This window comes from Actinomadura flavalba DSM 45200 (assembly GCF_000374305.1).
GTDB classification, from domain to species: Bacteria; Actinomycetota; Actinomycetes; order Streptosporangiales; family Streptosporangiaceae; genus Spirillospora; species Spirillospora flavalba.
Map to the genome: position 1 here is coordinate 103,982 of NZ_KB894095.1, position 18,120 is coordinate 122,101.

At 70.4% G+C, this 18,120-nt stretch carries 17 protein-coding genes and 2 pseudogenes; 6 read left to right on the forward strand and 13 right to left on the reverse strand.

Features of this window, described 5'->3' with window-relative positions:
• Positions 1-11: 11 nt before the first annotated feature.
• Positions 12-977, reverse strand: a complete 966-nt coding sequence (locus C229_RS0113650) for an AurF N-oxygenase family protein (RefSeq protein WP_018655632.1) — start codon at positions 975-977, stop codon at positions 12-14.
• A 171-nt stretch (positions 978-1,148) separates the two neighbouring features.
• On the opposite strand from C229_RS0113650, the gene C229_RS0113655 reads away from it, so the two are divergent.
• Complete coding sequence (locus C229_RS0113655; RefSeq protein WP_018655633.1) at positions 1,149-1,790, forward strand: TetR/AcrR family transcriptional regulator; 642 nt, start codon at positions 1,149-1,151, stop codon at positions 1,788-1,790.
• A 339-nt stretch (positions 1,791-2,129) separates the two neighbouring features.
• Here C229_RS0113655 and glpK read toward each other — a convergent pair whose 3' ends face one another.
• The 5 genes from glpK to C229_RS0113680 all read right to left on the reverse strand — a co-directional run bounded on the left by glpK (position 2,130) and on the right by C229_RS0113680 (position 6,707).
• Entirely contained in the window at positions 2,130-3,647 is a 1,518-nt protein-coding gene (glpK, locus tag C229_RS0113660; protein ID WP_018655634.1) for a glycerol kinase GlpK, read from the reverse strand.
• A 28-nt stretch (positions 3,648-3,675) separates the two neighbouring features.
• Positions 3,676-4,497 carry an MIP/aquaporin family protein gene (locus C229_RS0113665; protein WP_026313769.1) on the reverse strand — a complete coding sequence of 274 codons (822 nt, stop codon included), beginning with the start codon at positions 4,495-4,497 and terminating at the stop codon, positions 3,676-3,678.
• Positions 4,498-4,821: 324 nt separating this feature from the next.
• Positions 4,822-5,553 (reverse strand): GntR family transcriptional regulator, encoded by a 732-nt coding sequence (locus C229_RS0113670; RefSeq protein ID WP_018655636.1) that lies wholly within the window; start codon positions 5,551-5,553, stop codon positions 4,822-4,824.
• A gap of 45 nt (positions 5,554-5,598) precedes the next feature.
• Entirely contained in the window at positions 5,599-5,922 is a 324-nt protein-coding gene (locus C229_RS0113675) for a nuclear transport factor 2 family protein (RefSeq protein WP_018655637.1), read from the reverse strand.
• A 29-nt stretch (positions 5,923-5,951) separates the two neighbouring features.
• The gene (locus C229_RS0113680) at positions 5,952-6,707 is read right to left on the reverse strand and encodes an SDR family oxidoreductase (protein WP_018655639.1); all 756 of its coding nucleotides are present in this window, start codon (positions 6,705-6,707) and stop codon (positions 5,952-5,954) included.
• A 66-nt stretch (positions 6,708-6,773) separates the two neighbouring features.
• Between C229_RS0113680 and C229_RS0113685 the strand changes: the two genes are divergently transcribed.
• Positions 6,774-7,472, forward strand: a complete 699-nt coding sequence (locus C229_RS0113685; RefSeq protein ID WP_033424343.1) for a TetR/AcrR family transcriptional regulator — start codon at positions 6,774-6,776, stop codon at positions 7,470-7,472.
• A gap of 15 nt (positions 7,473-7,487) precedes the next feature.
• Here C229_RS0113685 and C229_RS0113690 read toward each other — a convergent pair whose 3' ends face one another.
• Complete coding sequence (locus C229_RS0113690; protein ID WP_018655643.1) at positions 7,488-8,354, reverse strand: helix-turn-helix transcriptional regulator; 867 nt, start codon at positions 8,352-8,354, stop codon at positions 7,488-7,490.
• A 210-nt stretch (positions 8,355-8,564) separates the two neighbouring features.
• Here C229_RS0113690 and C229_RS0113695 point away from each other — a divergent pair, with 210 nt between their 5' ends.
• From C229_RS0113695 to C229_RS35775, 3 genes are all read left to right on the forward strand, one after another.
• On the forward strand, positions 8,565-9,581 hold the full coding sequence (locus C229_RS0113695; protein ID WP_018655644.1) for a zinc-dependent alcohol dehydrogenase family protein: 1,017 nt from the start codon (positions 8,565-8,567) through the stop codon (positions 9,579-9,581).
• Between the two features lie 129 nt (positions 9,582-9,710).
• A complete protein-coding gene (locus tag C229_RS0113700; protein ID WP_081639900.1) occupies positions 9,711-10,058 on the forward strand; it encodes a cyclophilin-like fold protein in 348 nt (115 codons plus the stop codon).
• Between the two features lie 108 nt (positions 10,059-10,166).
• The gene (locus C229_RS35775; protein WP_018655646.1) at positions 10,167-10,463 is read left to right on the forward strand and encodes an SDR family oxidoreductase; all 297 of its coding nucleotides are present in this window, start codon (positions 10,167-10,169) and stop codon (positions 10,461-10,463) included.
• A gap of 46 nt (positions 10,464-10,509) precedes the next feature.
• Here the strand turns inward: C229_RS35775 and C229_RS30465 are convergent, their stop codons facing one another.
• The 4 genes and pseudogenes from C229_RS30465 to C229_RS30475 all read right to left on the reverse strand — a co-directional run.
• Complete coding sequence (locus tag C229_RS30465; protein ID WP_155884818.1) at positions 10,510-11,661, reverse strand: serine hydrolase domain-containing protein; 1,152 nt, start codon at positions 11,659-11,661, stop codon at positions 10,510-10,512.
• A gap of 127 nt (positions 11,662-11,788) precedes the next feature.
• Positions 11,789-12,568, reverse strand: a complete 780-nt coding sequence (locus tag C229_RS30470) for a nuclease-related domain-containing protein (protein WP_155884819.1) — start codon at positions 12,566-12,568, stop codon at positions 11,789-11,791.
• Positions 12,569-13,324: 756 nt separating this feature from the next.
• Positions 13,325-13,606, reverse strand: coding sequence for an AAA family ATPase (locus C229_RS33600; protein WP_205624495.1), 282 nt, complete (start codon positions 13,604-13,606; stop codon positions 13,325-13,327).
• A 259-nt stretch (positions 13,607-13,865) separates the two neighbouring features.
• A pseudogene (locus C229_RS30475) lies at positions 13,866-14,225 on the reverse strand (LOG family protein); the annotation flags it as partial.
• Positions 14,226-14,376: 151 nt separating this feature from the next.
• Between C229_RS30475 and C229_RS0113735 the strand changes: the two are divergent.
• Positions 14,377-15,747: a tyrosine-type recombinase/integrase gene (locus tag C229_RS0113735; RefSeq protein ID WP_018655650.1), complete on the forward strand. Its 1,371-nt coding sequence runs from the start codon at positions 14,377-14,379 to the stop codon at positions 15,745-15,747.
• A 562-nt stretch (positions 15,748-16,309) separates the two neighbouring features.
• On the opposite strand, the pseudogene C229_RS32315 reads toward C229_RS0113735, so the two are convergent.
• Positions 16,310-17,493: pseudogene (locus C229_RS32315) on the reverse strand (IS3 family transposase); the annotation flags it as partial.
• Between the two features lie 315 nt (positions 17,494-17,808).
• The gene (locus tag C229_RS0113750; protein ID WP_018655652.1) at positions 17,809-18,069 is read right to left on the reverse strand and encodes a hypothetical protein; all 261 of its coding nucleotides are present in this window, start codon (positions 18,067-18,069) and stop codon (positions 17,809-17,811) included.
• Positions 18,070-18,120: the final 51 nt, after the last annotated feature.

The following is an 18,120-nucleotide window of genomic DNA, read 5'->3' on the forward strand; positions in this document are numbered from 1 at the left end:
CGGCGATGCGGTCAGGCCGCGGCCTGGGCGCGCCGGTGCGGCTCGCCGCGGAAGCGGGAGGACGGCCCGTCGATCTTCAGCGTCCGCCAGAGCGCCTTGGCGACGGGGTTCATCAGCTTCAGCTCGTCGGCCAGCATCCGGACGTCGCCGAAGTAGTCGCGCATGATGTCGCGGGACTCGTTCCGCTTCCAGAACGCCTCGCGCATCACCTTGCGCGGGATGCCGAACTCGCGGGCGAACTCCTTGGGCGGCGACATGATCGCACCGGCGAGCCAGCGCATGATGAGCGGGTAGGCGACCGAGGTGATGCCCTTGCCGGCCTTGTTCTGGCGGCTGACGTGCTCGTGCAGGAAGCGGTGCGCGAACGAGATGTGCCGCGCCTCCTCGGCGATGTGGATCTCCATCGTGCGCAGCAGCGCGGGCGGGCGCTCGGCGCCTTCGCGGATCACGCTCTTCTGGAAGTGGTCGATCGGCTCCTCACCGGCGAGGATGCCAATGAAGAAGATGACCGGAAGGTAGGCCCCGAGGTGCCAGAAGTGCGACGTCGCGCGGTAGTCGGCCCGCATGCCCGGGACGTCCACGCCCGTGCGGTTCACGAACTCCTGGAACATCTGGATGTGGTTGCACTCTTCGGTCATCTCGTGCATGCAGTAGCGGAATTCCGGCGAGTTGTTCGGAAGCCGCATGGCGTACTGCATCATGCCGCGGATCAGGACGCTTTCGAACTGAAGCCCGACCTTGGAGATGTTGGCGCTGCGCCACAGCCCGATCGCGATCTGCTTCTCCAGCGGCTGCGCCTTGTACCAGGGGTGCGCGCCCAGCGGGTCGCACTCGGGCAGGACCCAGCGCGGGTCGTTCGGGTCGATCTGGAAGTCGGCGGAGTCCCAGTCGATGTCCAGGTAGGGGTCGAAGCGCCGGTGGACGGACCCCTCCGAGAGGGTCTGCAACATGTCCCGGTAGTCCTGGTCGATCTTCATCCCGGCCACCTCCTGATACGACCTCGCGGCGGGCGCCCCGCGCGCAACACAACGTTTACACTTACAATTGGGACTGTAAGTGTACGGTGACCGGGGGGTCAAGGTCCCGACGGCGGCCGCGAGACGTGATGTGGGATACTTTCCCGCCGGAGCCGAAGGAGCGAGTGACCCGTGACCACGCCGCGCACCGCGCGCCCGGCCCCCTCTTCCCGCCCGGCGCGTCCCTCCCCCGGCCAGATCCGCGCCAAGATCCTCGACGCCGCCGCCGAATGCCTGCTGCACGGCGGGTTCGCGTCCGGCCGCCTGCTGTCGGCGATCGCCCGCACGGCGGGCCTGTCACGGCCGACGCTGTACAAGTACGGCGGCACGATCGACGACATCAAGGAGGCGCTCGTCGAACGCGAGCTGGCCGCCTTCCTGGACGAGCTGGCCCCGCGCCTGGAGGACGTCCGCTGGTCGGCCGACGACCTCACCGAGCTGCTCGTCTTCATCGTCGGCTACGCCCGCAACCACCGGCTGCTGAACGCGGCGCTGCGCGACGTGCCCGAACTGGTCCTGCCGGTCTTCACGCTGCACGCCAGCGAGCCGATCGCCCGGATCTCCGAGATGGCGGCGCCGATCGTCCAGCGGCACGTCGACCGCGGCCACTTCCCGCCGGTGGACGTGCCCGTCCTCACCGACGTCCTCTTCCGCATCACCCTCTCCACGGTCCTCATCCGCAGCCGCTTCGACTTCGACGACCCCGACGTCCTGCGCGCCTACCTGCGCACGGCCCTCACCGTCGCCGCCGACCTCCACACCCCGGCGCCCTAACGCGTCCACCGCGCCGTTGTCCCGATCGCGGACGACACGGAACACTCGGAAACGGCGCGCACAGGTGAACGGGAGCACGGACGGACGCTCCGGCATGGCCCGACCAGCCTTGCGTGGCAGCGTTCCGGCTTGGACCCGGACCGCTACCTCGCGGCGATGATCGGCATGGGTCTCCCGGTGGACGGGCCGCCTTCGGACGGCGCCTCTCGCGGGCATCGGGGCACCATCTTCCAAGCGCCAGGTTTCCTCACTCCTGCGCGGGACGACCGGGCGGCCCCAGCTCCGTTACGTCGCAGTCTGAATTAGAGGACGGCAGGCGGGGATATCCTGACGCCGAGGTCAATCAACGTCGACCCAGTTCAGGGTGCGCTCGACGGCCTTCTTCCAGTCGGCGTGGGCGGCGTTGCGGCGGGGCTCGTCCCAGGTGGGCTGCCAGCGGCGGTCCTCGTTCCAGTTGTTGCGGAGTTCGTCGGTGGTGCGCCAGAAGCCGGTGGCGAGCCCGGCGGCGTAGGCGGCGCCGAGTGCGGTGGTCTCGGCGACGACGGGACGGGAGACCGGGACGCCGAGGACGTCCGCCTGGATCTGCATGCAGAGTTCGTTGGCGGTGACGCCGCCGTCCACGCGCAGGACGTCGAGCGCGACGCCGGAGTCCTCGCGCATCGCGTCCACGACGTCGCGCGTCTGGTAGCAGATGGCCTCCAGCGTGGCGCGGGCCAGGTGCGCGTTGGTGTTGTAGCGAGACAGGCCGACGATGGCGCCGCGCGCGTCCGACCGCCAGTACGGCGCGAACAGACCGGAGAACGCCGGGACGAAGTAGACACCGCCGTTGTCGTCCACCTGGCGGGCCAGGGACTCGCTCTGCGCGGCGCCGGAGATGATGCCGAGCTGGTCGCGCAGCCACTGCACGGCCGAGCCCGTGACGGCGATGGACCCTTCGAGCGCGTAGACGGGCGCGGCGTCCCCGAACCGGTAGCACACCGTCGTCAGCAGGCCGTTCCGCGAGCGGACGATCTCCTCACCGGTGTTGAGCAGCAGGAAGTTGCCGGTGCCGTAGGTGTTCTTGGCCTCGCCCGGCGCGAAGCAGACCTGCCCGACAGTGGCGGCCTGCTGGTCACCGAGCGCCGCGGTCAGCGGGACCTCGCCGCCGACCGGGCCGGACGCGAGCGTGACGCCGTAGGCGTCCGGCGCGGAGGACGGCATGATGCGCGGCAGCATCGAACGCGGGATGCCGAAGAACGACAGCAGTTCGTCGTCCCAGTCGAGCGTCTCCAGGTCCATGAGCATCGTGCGGGAGGCGTTGGTGACGTCGGTGACGTGCACGCCGCCGTCCCGGCCGCCGGTGAGGTTCCACAGCACCCAGGAGTCGGTGGTGCCGAAGACGGCGTCGCCGCGTTCGGCGGCCTCGCGCACGCCGTCCACGTTCTCCAGAATCCACTGCACCTTGCCCGCCGAGAAGTACGTCGCGGGCGGCAGGCCGGTGCGGTGCCGGATGGTGTCGCCGCGCCCGTCGCGTTCGAGCGCCGAGACGATCCGGTCGGTGCGGGTGTCCTGCCAGACGATCGCGTTGTGGAACGGGCGCCCGGTGCGGCGGTCCCACACGACGGCGGTCTCGCGCTGGTTGGTGATGCCGAGCGCGGCCAGGTCCATGTGGGTGAGGTTCGCCTTGTTCAGCGCCGTCTCGATGACCGAGCGGGTCCGTTCCCAGATCTCGACGGGGTTGTGCTCGACCCACCCGGCGGCGGGCAGGATCTGCTCGTGTTCGAGCTGGTGACGGCCGATCTCGTTGCCGCCGTGGTCGAAGATCATGAACCGGGTGCTGGTCGTGCCCTGGTCGAGCGCGCCGACGAACTCTGCCATACGGGTCTCCTGACGGTGTCGGGGGGATTCAGGACGTCTCGGCGGATTCGGTCGCGGCGACCGGCCCCTTCTCCTCGGAGTCGCCGAGGAACCGGCCGATGAGCACCTTGTACAGCGCGACGCCGACGATGGCGCCGAGGATGGGCCCGACGATCGGTACCCAGAAGTACAGCTCGCCGTACTGGTCGCGCCAGGCCCCCTCATAGCCGGTGAGGAACTGCGCGAGCCGGGGCCCGAAGTCGCGCGCCGGGTTGATGGCGTAGCCGGCGTTGGTGCCCCACGCCATGCCGATCGCGACGACGACGAACCCGATGAGCAGCGGCGCCAGGTTGGACAGCGGGCCGTGGTTGCGGACGTCGGTGAGCACGAGGATGAGGAACAGCAGGATCGCCGTGCCGATGACCTGGTCGCGGAACGCGCCCCAGGTGCCGACCGGGTACTCCCCGTTGCCGGGCAGCGTCGAGAACACGCCCTGCGACTTGATCGTGTGCCCGGGGTCGAACTTGGCCAGCACCTCGCTGTAGTTCCAGCGGACGAGCAGCGCGGCGACGAACGCGCCGAGCGTCTGCGCGACGATGTACGGCGCCGCCTTGCGCCACGGGAACTCGCGGAACACCGCGAGCGCGATCGTGATGGCCGGGTTGAGGTGGGCGCCGCTGATCCGCATCGCGGTGTAGGCGCCGAGGGTGACGCCGAGCCCCCAGGCCCAGGCGATGCTGTCGTGGTCACCGAGTTCGGCGGCGACGACCTGCGCGACGACGCCGACGCCGAACAGGATGAGGATCAGGGTTCCGGCGAACTCGGCGGCCATTTCGCCGGCCAGCGTGGGGAGTCTCGTCCGTCGGGCCATGGGCGCTCCTCGGCAGTCAGCGGCCGGCCGACGCAGGACGGGAACGGGTGGGCGCCGACCGTGCGGTCAATGCGGACGCTAGATGCGCATCGCAGGACAATCAACGATGGCGCCCGTCCGACGACAGCCCAATTCAACTTTTCGGACAGCAGAGTTGACCCCACGTGCGCGATTCGCGCCCGGAGCGAACGCCGAAAAAGCCCGGCTGTAACTTCCACCGGGATTCGGTGGCCGAACCTGCCGCCATTGTTCCCGGTGATGGCAAAGGCGGTCCGGCGCGTCCGTCGGCGTGTCGGGCGGGCGTCCCGGTGCGGCCGGGGCGGTTCAGGGGGTTCCGGCGGCGAGGATCGCGTGCAGGCGGTCGATGACCTGCGCCTCGAAGTCCTCCAGGAGCGTCAGCGCCGCGCGCGCCGTGTCGAGGTCGCCGGACTCCCACGCGGTGACGAGCGTGTCCCACCACCACACGTGCGCGCCCGGGTCGGCGTAGACGGCGTCGAGGACGGCGGGGACGTCGCCGAACATCGGGCCGAGCGAGTTCAGCACCCCGAGGAACACGCCGCCGCCGAGCGCCGCCGACGCGGCCCGCAGCACCTGGAGCACGCCGTGATGCACGTCGGCGGGAGCGGGCGTGCCGGTCCGGACGAGCAGGTCGAGCCGCTGCACGGCGCGGCGGACGGGCGCGGGGTCGTAGGCGCCGGGCGACCGCGCGATCTTGCCGAGCGCCGACTCGTAGAACATCCGCAGCGTCTCCAGCAGGTCCGCGAGGATGCGCGCGGTCAGGTCGGGGACGCCGGTGGAGAGCCGGAACAGGTACCGCCAGGTCTCCACGCCGCCGTCGGTCTCGACGTCGCGGACGACGGCTCCGAGCCCCTGCCGCGTCTCCACGAACCCGGCCGTGCGCAGCCGGCCGAGGACGAGCTGGACAGTCGCGGGGTTGATCGCGTGCTCCTCGGCCAGCCGCCGGATCGACGGCAGCCGCTCCCCCGCCGCCAGCCGCCCGGACACGATGTCGAACGCGACCCGCTCCGCCACCTCGTCCACGACCGACCCGCGCATCCCTCCAGTCTAGGACGCCCGCGCCCGCCACCGGCCGCCGGTGGATCAGCCTTCGCGGATGGTCATCGAGGCGATCCGGTCGCCGTCGACGCGGAAGGCGAAGGAGGAGCGGCCGTTGGCGTGGGCGCTCCTCCAGTCGCCGACGACGGTCACGGTGTCGCCGTCGACGGTGGTCTCCTCCGGCGTCAGGGTGCCGGTGGCGCCGATGAACTCCTTCTGGCTCCAGCCGTCGATCTCGGCGCGGCCGGTGAAGGTGCGGCCCCAGTCGTCGACGAAGCCCTGCTCGGTGAACGCGTCGAGGAAGCCTTCGCGGTCGTGCCGGTTCACGGTGTCGATGAAGGACGCGACCGGTTCGGGAAGAGAGGTCATGTTCGAACTCCTCGGGTGGAAGGTGTGGGTCAGCGTGTGGTGTAGCCGCCGTTGGCGAAGATCGTCTGTCCGGTGATCCATCCGCCGCCGGTGGCGAGGAACAGGATGATCGGAGCGATGTCCTCGATGCGGGTGAGGCGGTTGCCCATCGCCTGGGACTTGTGGAACTCGACCCGTTCCGGGGTCTCCTGCCCGTAGAAGAACGGCGTGTCCATCGGGCCGGGCGCGACCGCGTTCACGGAGATCCCGCGCTCGGCGAACTCCTTGGCGGCGGCGTGCGTGAAGTGCTCGACGGGCGACTTGCCGCCCGCGTAGGTGGAGTACCCGTCGGTGAACGCGGCCAGCAGCGACGTCACCAGCGTGATGATCCTGCCGCCGTCGGCGACGTTCCGGCCGGCCTCCTTGAGGAAGAAGTACGCGGCCTTGGCGTTGACGTCGAACATCTGGTCGAACTCGGCTTCGGATGTGTCGACGATCGGCTTGCGCAGCACCATTCCGGTCGTGTTGACCGCGACGTCGATGCTGCCCAGCTCCGCCGTCGCGTCCGCGAACAGCCGCTCGACGTTCGCCGGGGACGTCAGGTCGCCGGTGAGGATCGTTCCCTTTCCGCCCAGCGCCCGGACCGCGTCGAGCGTCGCCTCCGCCTCCGGACGCGAGGACTCCGAGTGGTAGTGGACCGCGACGTTCGCGCCCGCCTCGGCGGCCTGGCGACTCACCAGGCCGCCGAGGTTCTTCGCGCCGCCCGCGACCAGAACGTTCTTGCCGACCAGCGTGGATGCCTCCATGGGCGATTCCTCCCTGTATCATTGATATGCGGCAATGTAACGTTGTTCGCTTGCTACTGTAGCAAGGTGACACCAGGACGCAACAGCGATACACGGACGGCGTTGCTCCAGGCGGCCGCCGACCTCATCGCGGCCTCCCCCGGGGAGGACATCCCGCTCCGCGCGATCTGCGAGCGGGCCGGGGTGAAGATGCCGACGCTGTACCACTTCTTCGGCAGCAAGAAGGGGCTCCTCGACGCTGTCGTACAGCACGGCTTCGACCGCTACGTCGCGCGGAAGGACGAGCACGAGAGCACGGGCGACCCCATCCAGGACATCCGCGAGGGCTGGAACGCCCACGTCGCCTTCGGCCTCGCGCATCCCGGCTTCTACGCCCTCATGTACGGCCAGACCTCACCCGGGCAGCGCCCCGCCCCGGCGGCCGTGCCCGCTGGCCTCCTGCTCGGGCTGACCACGGCCGCCGCCGAGCAGGGCCGCCTCGTGGTCTCCGCGCGACTCGCCGCCGACCACGTCCTCGCCGCCAACATCGGCACGACGCTCGCGCTCATCACCTCGCCCGACGCCGACCCCGCGCTCTCCGACAGCATGCGCGAGGCGACCATCGCCGCCATCACCGGCTCGGCGCCGCCGCCCGCCGCGACGCCCGCGAGCGACGCGGTCCGGCTGCTCCAGCACTCCGCCGACATCGAACGCCGCCTCGGCGCGGCCGAGTCCGCCCTGCTCCGCAAGTGGCTGGTCCACCTCGCGCGGCCCGCCGCCCCCTGAGACCCGTGGACGAGGTCACGCCGTTCCGGGTGTGGCGGCCAGGGAGGCCAGCAGGCGCAGGGCCTCTTCGGAGGGCGAGCCGGGCTCGGCGGTGTAGATGGTGAGGGTGAGGCCGGGTTCGGCGGCCATCTCCAGACCTTCGTAGGCGAGGGTGAGGTCGCCGACGGCGTGGTGGTGGAAGTGTTTGGTGCCGGTGCCGTGGTGGCGGACGTCGTGGGTGCCCCAGCGAGTGCGGAACGCGTCGCTGCGGGTGGAGAGTTCGCCGACGAGGTCGTGCAGGTCCTTGTCGTAGGGGTTGCGGCCCGCCTCGGTGCGCAGGATGGCGACGGCGACGTCGGCGGCCCGGTCCCAGTCGGGGTGGAAGCGGCGGGACGCGGGATCGAGGAAGGTGAAGCGGGCCAGGTTCGCCTGGTTGCCGGGGGCGGCGTAGACGTCGGCGTAGAAGGCACGGGCGAGCCCGTTGACGGCGAGGACGTCCATGCGGCCGTTGCGGACGAACGCGGGCCCGGCGGTGACGGCGTCCAGCGTCCATTGCAGGCTGGGGTGCGGTCTCCACCGGTCTGTGCCGCGTCGTCGGCGCGGACGGGTCAGGGAGTCGGAGCCGTCGGCGGCCTGGGCCAGGTTCAGCAGGTGAGCGCGTTCGGCGTCGTCGAGCCGCAGCGCGCGGGCCAGCGCCTCCAGGACCGCCGGGGAGACACCGGCGAGGCTGCCGCGTTCGAGTTTGGCGTAGTACTCGACGCTCATGTCGGCCAGTGCCGCGACCTCGCTGCGCCGCAGCCCCGGCACCCGGCGCCGTGACCCGGTGGGCAGCCCGGCCCGCTCGGGCGTGATCTTCGCGCGCCGCGACGTCAGGAACTCGCGGACCTCTTCACGGTTGTCCACACCCCGACCGTACGTGTTGCCCGAAGTCCCGGGGGTGTACTGCCGGTACACCCCTTGACGGTGACTCGCAGCGCGCACCAAGAGGCGGTTATCTGGAGGACGTGATGCTCACGGCGCAGGTCAAGGCGGCGCCCGCGACGGTCCGTCACGCGCCCGTCCGTACTCGGCGCCGCTCTCGCGGCGGCGTCCTGGAAGCGAAGGAACGTCCTCATGCGCGGAGCGGTGATCCACGGTCCCGGCGACGTCCGATTCGAGACGCTGGACGACCCGAAGATCCTCCACCCCAGCGACGCGATCATCCGCACGGCGGTGACGTGCGTGTGCGGCTCGGACCTGTGGCCCTATCGCGGCGCGGAGCCCACGGACGCGCCGCACCCGATGGGCCACGAGTACGTCGGCTTCGTGGAGGAGGTCGGGGCGGACGTGACGTCGGTGCGGCCGGGGCAGTTCGTCGTCGGGTCGTTCGCGACCTCCGACGGCACCTGCGCCAACTGCCGCAACGGCTTCCCGTCCCACTGCCTGGACCGTGAGTTCCTGAGCACCTGCCAGGCCGAGTACGTGCGCATCCCCAACGCGCAGGGCACCCTGGTCGCCACCGGCGCCGTGCCGGACGCGGCGTTCTGGCCGGGGCTACTGGCCGTGTCGGACGTCCTGGGCACCGGCTGGTGGGCCGCCGACGCCGCCGCGGTCGCGCCGGGCTCCACCGCCGTCGTCGTCGGGGACGGCGCGGTCGGGCTGTGCGCGGTGATCGCGGCGCGGGAGAAGGGCGCCGAACGGATCATCGCCATGTCCCGGCACGAGCCCCGCCAGGAGCTGGCCCGCGCGTTCGGCGCGACCGACATCGTCACCGAGCGCGGCGAGGAGGGCGTCGCCCGGATCAGGGAGATGACCGGCGGGATCGGCGCCGACAGCGTCCTGGAGTGCGTCGGCACCGCCGAGGCGATGCGCCAGGCGCTGCATTCGGCGCGGCCGGGCGGGAACGTCGGGTTCGTCGGCGTCCCGCACGACGTCGCGCTCGACGGGCAGGAGCTGTTCTTCTCGCACGTCGGCCTGCGCGGCGGCCCCGCCCCCGTCCGCCGCTACCTGCCCGACCTCATCGACCGCGTCCTGACCGGCGCCATCGACCCGGGCCGGGTCTTCGACCTGACGCTCCCCCTCGGCCAGGTCGCCGAGGGCTACCGCGCGATGGACGAACGCCGCGCCGTCAAGACGCTCCTCCGGCCCTGACCTCACCGAAACGGAGGAGCAATGCCGCCGCGCACGCTCACCATCGTGACGGCGCTGGCCGTGGCCTCGACCGGCTGCGGCGGAGCGCCGGAACCGTCCGCTTCGCCGCCGTCCGAAAGGAACACCACCGTGAACCTTCGCGTCACCCTCGACGGGCGAACCGTCGGCGCCACCCTGAACGACAGCCCCGCCGCGCGCGACCTGGCGTCCCTGTTCCCGCTCACCCTGGACCTCAAGGACTTCCACGGCACCGAGCGGATCGCCGACACTCCGCGCAGGCTCTCCACCGAGGGCGCCCCCGCGCCGGTCGCCGCGAAGGCCGGGGACATCGCCTACTTCGCACCGTGGGGCAACCTGGCCCTCTTCTACCGCGACGGTCCCGCGCCCTCCGCCGACCTGCTGGTTCTCGGCCGCCTCGACGTCGACGCCGGACGGCTCGCCAGGGCCGAACGCGTCACCTTCGAGACCGCCCGCTGACGTGCGGAGCACGATGCATCCCAGCTACGACTTCACCGGGCGGGTCGCCTTCGTCACCGGAGCGTCCTCCGGCATGGGGCCGGCCACCGCGCGCGTTCGCCGCCGCGGGTGCCGCCGTCGGGCTGGCCGACCTCGGCGAACGCGTCGACGCCGCCGCGAGGGAACTCACCGACGCCGGGCACCGCCCAGTTCGACCGCGTCAACGCCGTCAACCTGCGCGGTGTCTGGGCGAGCATGAGGCACGAACTCCGCCACATGCGCGCCCAGGCCGAGACGGGGCAGGCCATCGACCGCCTGGGCACCCCCGAGGGGATCGCCCAGGCGGTCCTGTGGCTGTGCAGTCCCGGCGCGAGCTACGTCACCGGCATCGCCCTGCCCGTGGACGGCGGCTGCACCGCGCAATGAGCCGTCCGGCCTCGCGTCTTCTGCGGTCTGGTTCGGTGACGGCGCGCTAGCAGAAGACGGTCTCCACGGCCTTTCCCACGGCCTGAGCGGGTCCGGAATTGTCCTTCACGCTCAGCGTGAGCGAGACGGTGAGCTGGCGGCGGCCGTCGTCGGAGGAGAAGGTCATGGCGAGCGAGCCGGGACCGGTGCCACCGAGGATCTTGAATTGGCCGCCGCAATCGTCGCCGGCGCGGCCCTGCTCGGGCGGCAGCGGCGGCTTCAGGATCTGCTGAAGGTCCGGCGGCAGCAGTTCGCCTCGCGTGAACGCCCGTTGGTAGGCGCTCGCGTCGCGCGCGGTGGAGACGACGCCACCGGCGCCCGCGCCCGCGAGGCTGGCGTTGTAACGGTCGATATCGCGCAGCCTGCCGTTGGCGTCGGGATAGTAACCGTGACCGTGCGGCCCCTTGATGCCCTCCGGAGGCCGACGCGTCAGGTAGGTCTTGGTCATCCCCAGCGGACGGAAAAGGCGTCGGTGCAGCTCGGTGGCCAGGTCGTTACCGGTCACCCGCTCGACGATCAGACCCAGGAGGGTGTAATTGGTGCTGGAGTACGAATAGCTCTCCCCCGGCTCTCCCGTCCGGGGCCGTTCCCTGGTCCATTTCACCAGGTCCAGCGGCCGGTAGTCGGTCGTGAAGTCGAACGGGTCGAATGAGGGATCTTCCGGATTCCCGCCCGGGGCCGCGTACCAGTCGGGGATGCCGGACGTGTGCTGGAGCATCTGCCGCACCGTGATGTCGGCGCCCCGCGCGACCAGATCCTTCTTCACGACGACCGGCAGGACGCGCCCGAGGGTGTCGTCGACGCCGAGCCGGCCTTCCTCGACCAGTTGCAGCACCACGGTGCCGACCATTTGTTTCGTCTGCGACCAGATCCGGAAGCGCGCGTCCGCCGGAATCCTCCCGCCCCAGAGGAACCGCGAGCCGCCACTCGCCTCCCCGACGGACTCGCCGTCGACATAGGCACCGCCGACGGCCCCCACGACGCCGGGAACCGCCGCCAGTTCCTCCATCGCCTTGCGTACCTTTCCGACCGGCGCGGTCCCCGCCGCGGCGGACCCCACGGGAAGCATCACCAGGATGGCGGCACCCAACGCCACGCCTTTGCCCAGCAACGAACCGGCATTTCTGTACGACACATGCGCCCCTCTGGGATCGTCCACGATTCGAGCCTCCACTCAAGCCGAAGCGCCCTATCGTCGGCGTATCGAAATTCGAGCGTCTGAACGGGCTTGCGCGGAAAACTGAGGGCATGAGCGGCCGATCCCGGCACGTGGAGCCGACCGGCCGCTAGCTGTTCCGGGGCGGCGGCTGCGGTGCTTCGGTGCCGTAGACGGGGAAGAGCCGGCGGCAGGCGTCGGCGACGAGCGCGGCGGCGACGGGGTCGCTGTCGCCGGGCAGCGAGCGCAGCCACCGCCGTACCTTGCGTGCGGCCAGGAGCGGGATGCCGTCGACGGTCGGGGTGCGCCAGGCCGGGAGGCGGCCGCCGTGGACGGCCAGCACGGCGCGCACGTCGCGGGGTGCGTCGGGTCCGAGGTCGCGGCGCAGCGTCGCGGCGACGCGACGGGCCTCGAACGCCGCCGACCCGACGACCTTGCGCCCGCCGACCTTGCCGACGCGCAGGCGGCGGCCGGTGGCCTTGACGACGCGTCCCCGCGACCACTGCTTGGAGTCCACGACGATCACGGCGGCCGCCGGGGTGACGACCAGGTGATCGACGTTCGCGCGCGTGCCGGGAAGGGCGCGGTCGTGCAGGACGACGTACCCGTCGCGTTCCAGCGGCCGCAGCAGCCGGGCGGTGGCGCGTTCGCCGCGTGCGCCCTGGAGCCAGGTCCGCGCGGAGTCGTGGCGGTGCTGCCACCACAGCACGGCGCCCGCGACCAGGAAGAGAGCGGCGAGCGCGGCGCGGCCGCCGAGCGTCAGCAGCGCCGCCAGCGAGGCGGCGGCCGGGAGGACGCCCAGGGCGACCAGACGAGCGTTACGTCCCGCCGCTCGCAGCTCCCGGTACCGATCCACGGCCGACCCACCCGGGCGGTACTGCGAATCGGCGGGCGGAGATCGGCGGAGCATGACGCGCACCCTCTCGACGACCGGGCGGACTCCAACCGTAGGACCGGTGGCGACGCCGTCGCCACCGGTGACCGGAGGTGGCCGGGTAGCGACGGCCGTCGTCAAGGCCGCACGCGCCTACTTCTCCGCCATGAACAACGGGGCGGCCTCCGAGCACCGCACGCAAAAGAGCTACCTGCCCCCCGTCGTAGCTATACGAGAGCACCGACTCAATTGAAATCAGGGATGGTGACGCAGGTCGCTTCCTGATGATGACCGAATGAGCCCGGTCGCGTCAGGATGAGCGCGGCGGATACCTGAAGCGTCGGCGGAAGTACCTAAGCGCGTCAGATTCCCCCTCTTCTCCGGCTCCCAAGTTTGGTGTCACAAGGGAGCACGAGCACCGAGGAGATGGAACATGGGCGACGCCGACGAGCTGGTCCAGCGCTACCCCGCCGCATGGAACGAGACCGACGCGGCCGCGCGGCGGGCGGTCCTGGCGGAGGTGTTCGCCGAGGACGCGGCGTACACCGACCCGCTGGTGTCTGTCCAGGGCGGGAACGGCCTCGACGCCGCCATCGCGGCGGTCCAAGCGCAGTTCGGCGGGCTGGTCTTCAGCCTCGGCGGCGCGGTCGGTCGAGCCGCTGCGCGTCGTCGACCAGGCACAGCAGCCCCGTGTCCGCCGCGTGCTCCGCGAGCAGGGACGGCACCGCCAGCCCGGCGAGCATCGGTTCGGAGCCGGACGCGGGTCTGAGCCCGAACGCCGCTTCGAGGGTTTCACGCTTCGGGACGGGCAGCGCGGCGTCCGAGCGCCGGACGCAGCAGCAGTTGCAGCCCCGAGAACGGCAGCTCCGCCTCATACTCGACGCCCGTGGCGCGGAGGAGCCGCATGTCCCCGGCCCCGATCGCCGCGGCGGCGTGGTCGAGCAGCGCCGTCTCGCCGATGCCCGGGTCGCCGCGCAGCACCAGCGACGAACTGCTCCCGGCCCTGGCTCCCGCCAGCAGCTCAGCGATCGCATCCTGCTCAGGCTTCCGCCCATGCCGATCCCCCGCGCCTATCCTGCCATTCGTCCAGAATGTCCGTAAGGCAGTTCATGGGCGTCCGGCTTGTCGTCAGCCGATCGCCGTGCCCCGGGTCTCGATGTGCCGGGCCGGGCGGTGTGCCGCTTCGGGCCGCCGAGGTCGAGCCCCCGCCGGACGCAGGCGCGCGGTTGGCGAAGCCGCAGTACTCGGCCCAGCACCCGTAGCGCCGAGCATCGCCCGCTCCTGCGACTTGGGCAGGCCGTGTCCTGCCAGTGCACCGGGCCGGGCCTGCGGGTTAGGCGGGGTCTTCGGCGGCTTCTGCGGTGGCCTCGGCGGCGGCGCGTTCTTCCTTGAGGCGGCGTTCGGTTTCCTCGTGGGCGCTGACGATGGTCTGGACGGCGTCGGCGGGGTCGTCGGTGAGGTGGATGAGGTCCAGGTCGTGCTTGGAGATCTTGCCCGCCGGGAGCATGACGTCGCGGACCCAGTCGATGAGGCCGCCCCAGTACGCGGTGCCGACCAAGACGATCGGGAAGCGCGTCACCTTGCGGGTCTGCACCAGGGTGACGGCCTCGAAGAGTTCGTCCAGGGTGCCGAAGCCGCCGGGCAGGACGATGAACGCCTGGCTGTACTTCACGAAGACCGTCTTGCGGACGAAATTACACGGTTGCGCGAAGATCGCCATGCATGTAGACGTATATATGCAGTTCAGAGACGACATCGTGTTAGCCAGTGGAGTTCAGTGGAGTCGGTTGGCACGGCGTCGTTCTAACAAATCTCCTAACCGATGATCTCCAGGAGGAACGTCGTTGGCCTACACGCAGGCACGGCCGTCGAAGACCAAGGGCGTCCGCTACGTGGGCTTCTACCGGGCCGCGGATGGCAAGATCAAGCCGGCCGGAACCTTCGCGACCGAGGACGAGGCGCTGCGCGTCGCCGAGGAGCAGGAACGCCACATCCGCGACGCACGCGACGGCACGCCGCCCGCTGACAAGGCGCGGATGACGATCAAGCAGTTCGGCACCACGCGCTTCATTCCCCGCGCCGACATCACTCCGAAGGCCAAGCAGACCTACAAGTCGCACCTCAAGAACCACGTCTACCCGTACCTCGGCTCCCTCCGGGTCGCCGAGATCGCCCGGGAGACCATCTACAACCATCTGGTGACGACGCTGGTCCGCGAGGGCGTGAGCCTCACGACGCGCAGAGCCGTCCGCACCGTGCTGTCGAGCATGCTCCAGATGGCGTGGGACGAGGGTTACCGCGAGAACAACCCGGTGTCGACGATCAGGCTCAAGAAAGTGCCGGCCCGCAGGGTCCTGGTCGCCACCCACGCGCAGTGGAACCGGCTAGAAGCCGGTATGCCGTTCCCCGCCGCGAAGCTGTACGCGCGCCTGAACGTCACCACATGGGCCCGTCAGTGCGAGATGCGCACGCTCCGCCCCCGCGACTTCGAGTTCGACGACTCCCCGGTGATCAACATCACGCGCTCGGCGTCCTACGTGACTGCCGATAACCACCCGGACGGCGTCGCGGGGTGGGTCGTGCAGCCGAACCCCAAGAACGGCGACTGGCGAAGGTTCGCCATCTCCCAGAAGACAGCCTCGATGGTGCGTGCCCACATCGAAGAGCACGACATCAAGAGCGACGACCTGCTGTTCCCCCAGTGGATGTTCGCCTACAGGCGCCCGAGCACAGGCGTCACGCTGATCGACAACGAGGAAATACCTCCACCGATCATCAGCAGCACAGGCAAGGCCTATCACCACGGAACAATGGGCGCCCGCTTCACGATGGACTGCCGCTGCGTGCACTGCAAGGCGTTCGCGGCCTGGTACGCCCGCCAGCGACGCGCCCGCACCCGCGACCCCGAGGCCCAAACCCGAACGAGCGTCTGGCGCCAGGACGGCACCGAATATCTCTCTTCCGACGTCTGGACGCGAATCTGGCGCGCAGCCCGAGACACCGTCGGCCTACCCGCCGCGTTCACCCCCTACAACGCCCGCCACACCGGCATCTCCTGGGCCGTCTCCCAAGGCGCCGACCTCGGTCGTGTCCGCCAACGCGCCGGCCACGGCAGCCTCGAAGTCACCTCCCGCTACCAAACCATCCTCGACGAATGCGACCCCACCCTCGCCGACAACCTCGACACGCTCTTCGAAGACGCACCTGTGCGCTGATCTCCCAGACAGCAGTTTCATCAAGGAGCGCTGCGATGGATCCGTCTCGTCGGCATCGTGGCATCACCTCAGATGCGAGATAGTCGAAGGCTGACGTGGAAGGAAAGCACTCGCGCTGAGGTCACCTCGGGTCGGCTCGAACGGTGACCGGCCACGGCAAGCCAATGCGACATGCAGCGAGCCGGATGTCTCAGCGCGGAGCCGGGCGCTTCAACGGTGACCGGCCACGGCAGGCCGGTGCGACGCTGGTAGTCACTGTAGTTGCCCGCCCATGCGGCGTGGCGCTGCAACGGTGACTGGCCACGGCGGGCCGGTGCGGCCCGCCCTTGACGGCGTTGGCCAACGCGCTCTTGGTGCTTCAACGGCGGCCGGCCACGGCCGGCCGGTGCGACAACTGCACCGCGCCGAGCGTCTGCGGGGGGCCCCGCAATGTGGACACCGGTTTCAGGTGGCAGCGGCGAGGCTACCTGTTGTCCCCTGTACCTGCGCGCCCCGCCACGTCGCTGTCGACGCGGTTGCCGGTCGAGCCCAGCAGGTTCCAGCCCGCGCCGAACGGGTCGTTCTCGTAGTTGATCGGTGAGGTATGGCCGAGGCGGGAGTGCCTGCGGCGGGTGTTGTAGCGGGTGATCCAGCGGAACACTTGCATGCGGGCGGTCCGGGAGTCGGGCCAGTGGCGGGCGCCTTGCAGGACTTCGCGTTTGAGGGTGGCGTTGAAGGCTTCGGCGGCGGCGTTGTCCGCGCTGGTGCCGACCGCGCCCCGCGACCGGGGCACGCCGAGCCGGTCACAGGCTGCAGCGAACTCGCGGCTGCAGTATTGGGCGCCGTTGTCGCTGTGGAAGATGGCTCCGTCCAGCCGTCCGCCCCGCCGGTGCGGCCGCCGCCTGCAGCGCGCCGGTCACCAGCTCGGTGCGCATGTGGTCGGCGATCGACCAGCCCACCAACCGCCGCGACCTTAGGTCCAGCACGGTGGCCAGACACAGGAACATACCGTCGGCGACCGGCAGGTAGGTGATGTCGCCGACGTACTTGTGGCCCAGTGCATCAGCGGTGAAGTCGCGGCGCAGCAGGTCGGGCACCGGCGCGGCGACCGGGTCAGGCACGGTGGTGCGGACCTTTGCGGGCGCAGCCGCAGCCCAGCGATGCCGTGCGCGCGCATCACCCGCTCGATCCGCTTGTGATTGACCCGCACGCCCTGGTCGCGCAGCTCGGCGGTGATCCGCGGAGACCCGTAGGTGCCGTCATGCTCGGCGTGGATCACGCGGATCCGGGCGGCGAGATCGGCCTCGGCCCGCGCCCGGACCACCCGCCCGGCGGCGGCACCGCGCTACCGGTAGAGACTGGATCGGGTCATCTGAAGCACCCGGCATAACCGCTTCACCCCGAAGGCGTCCGCGTGATCGTCAACGAACTGGAAGCGGTTCACCAGCGCGTCGCCCCGGCAAACACTTCGCCGCCTTGCGCAGGATGTCGCTCCAGTCCAGCTCCCGGATCCGGGCCTTGAGCTGCTGATTCTCTTCCTCAAGCACGTCAGGTGAGCCTACGTCCGGCTGGGAGTGCGAGGGCCGTGCCCGAGCCGACGCGACCGGGGCGGTGCCGCCGGTCCGGGCGTCGCGCACCCACTGCCGCAGCGTCGCCCGGTTGATCCCCAGATCGTCGGCGACCTGCCGGGTAGGTCTTGCCCGGATCCGACAGGTACAACGCGACCGCGTCGGCCTTGAGCTCCTCCGGATAGTAGTTCAGCGCCATCGATGACATCTCTTCCCCTGGACCTCAAGATCCAGTCTCCAAGGTGTCCACATTCGAGGGGGAAGGCCCCCAGGTCCCCAGCCACGCGCCCCGGCCGGGGCAGTCGGCGTGGGCCCCGGCGTTCATCTTCTCGCCGTCCTCGGTGAGCAGATCGCGCAGCGAGACCGAGCCCTCGGGAGGGTCTTGGTGACGGTCAGGCCCGTCGCTTCCAGCTCGGCGTCCTGCGCCGCATAACGAGCCTCGCTGGCCCGACGGTCCTCCAACCGCTGAACGGCGTACCTTCAGCGGCAAATACGCCGCCGCTGCCGTAGCGAACTACTCCAGCGCGTCGGGATCGTACTGGTACGGAGCCAGCAACGCCAGCTGATCAAACGTCCAGGCGTAGTCCATCTCGGCGACCAGCTCGCGGGCGTTGCCGATGAGCCCGCCCGCGCGCACACCGTGGCGGGCCTCCTCGCGCGACAGGACCGTCGCCTTACGGATCTGGGCCCTGGTCATGCCCGACTCCGACGCCGAGAACAGCGCCGCGGCCTCCTCGTGCACGTTCAGGCTCTCGCGGTACCGGCTGGTGATCATCACTGCAAACCCTTCTGATCACCGGTATCGGAGAGGAAGTCCGGCACCGCT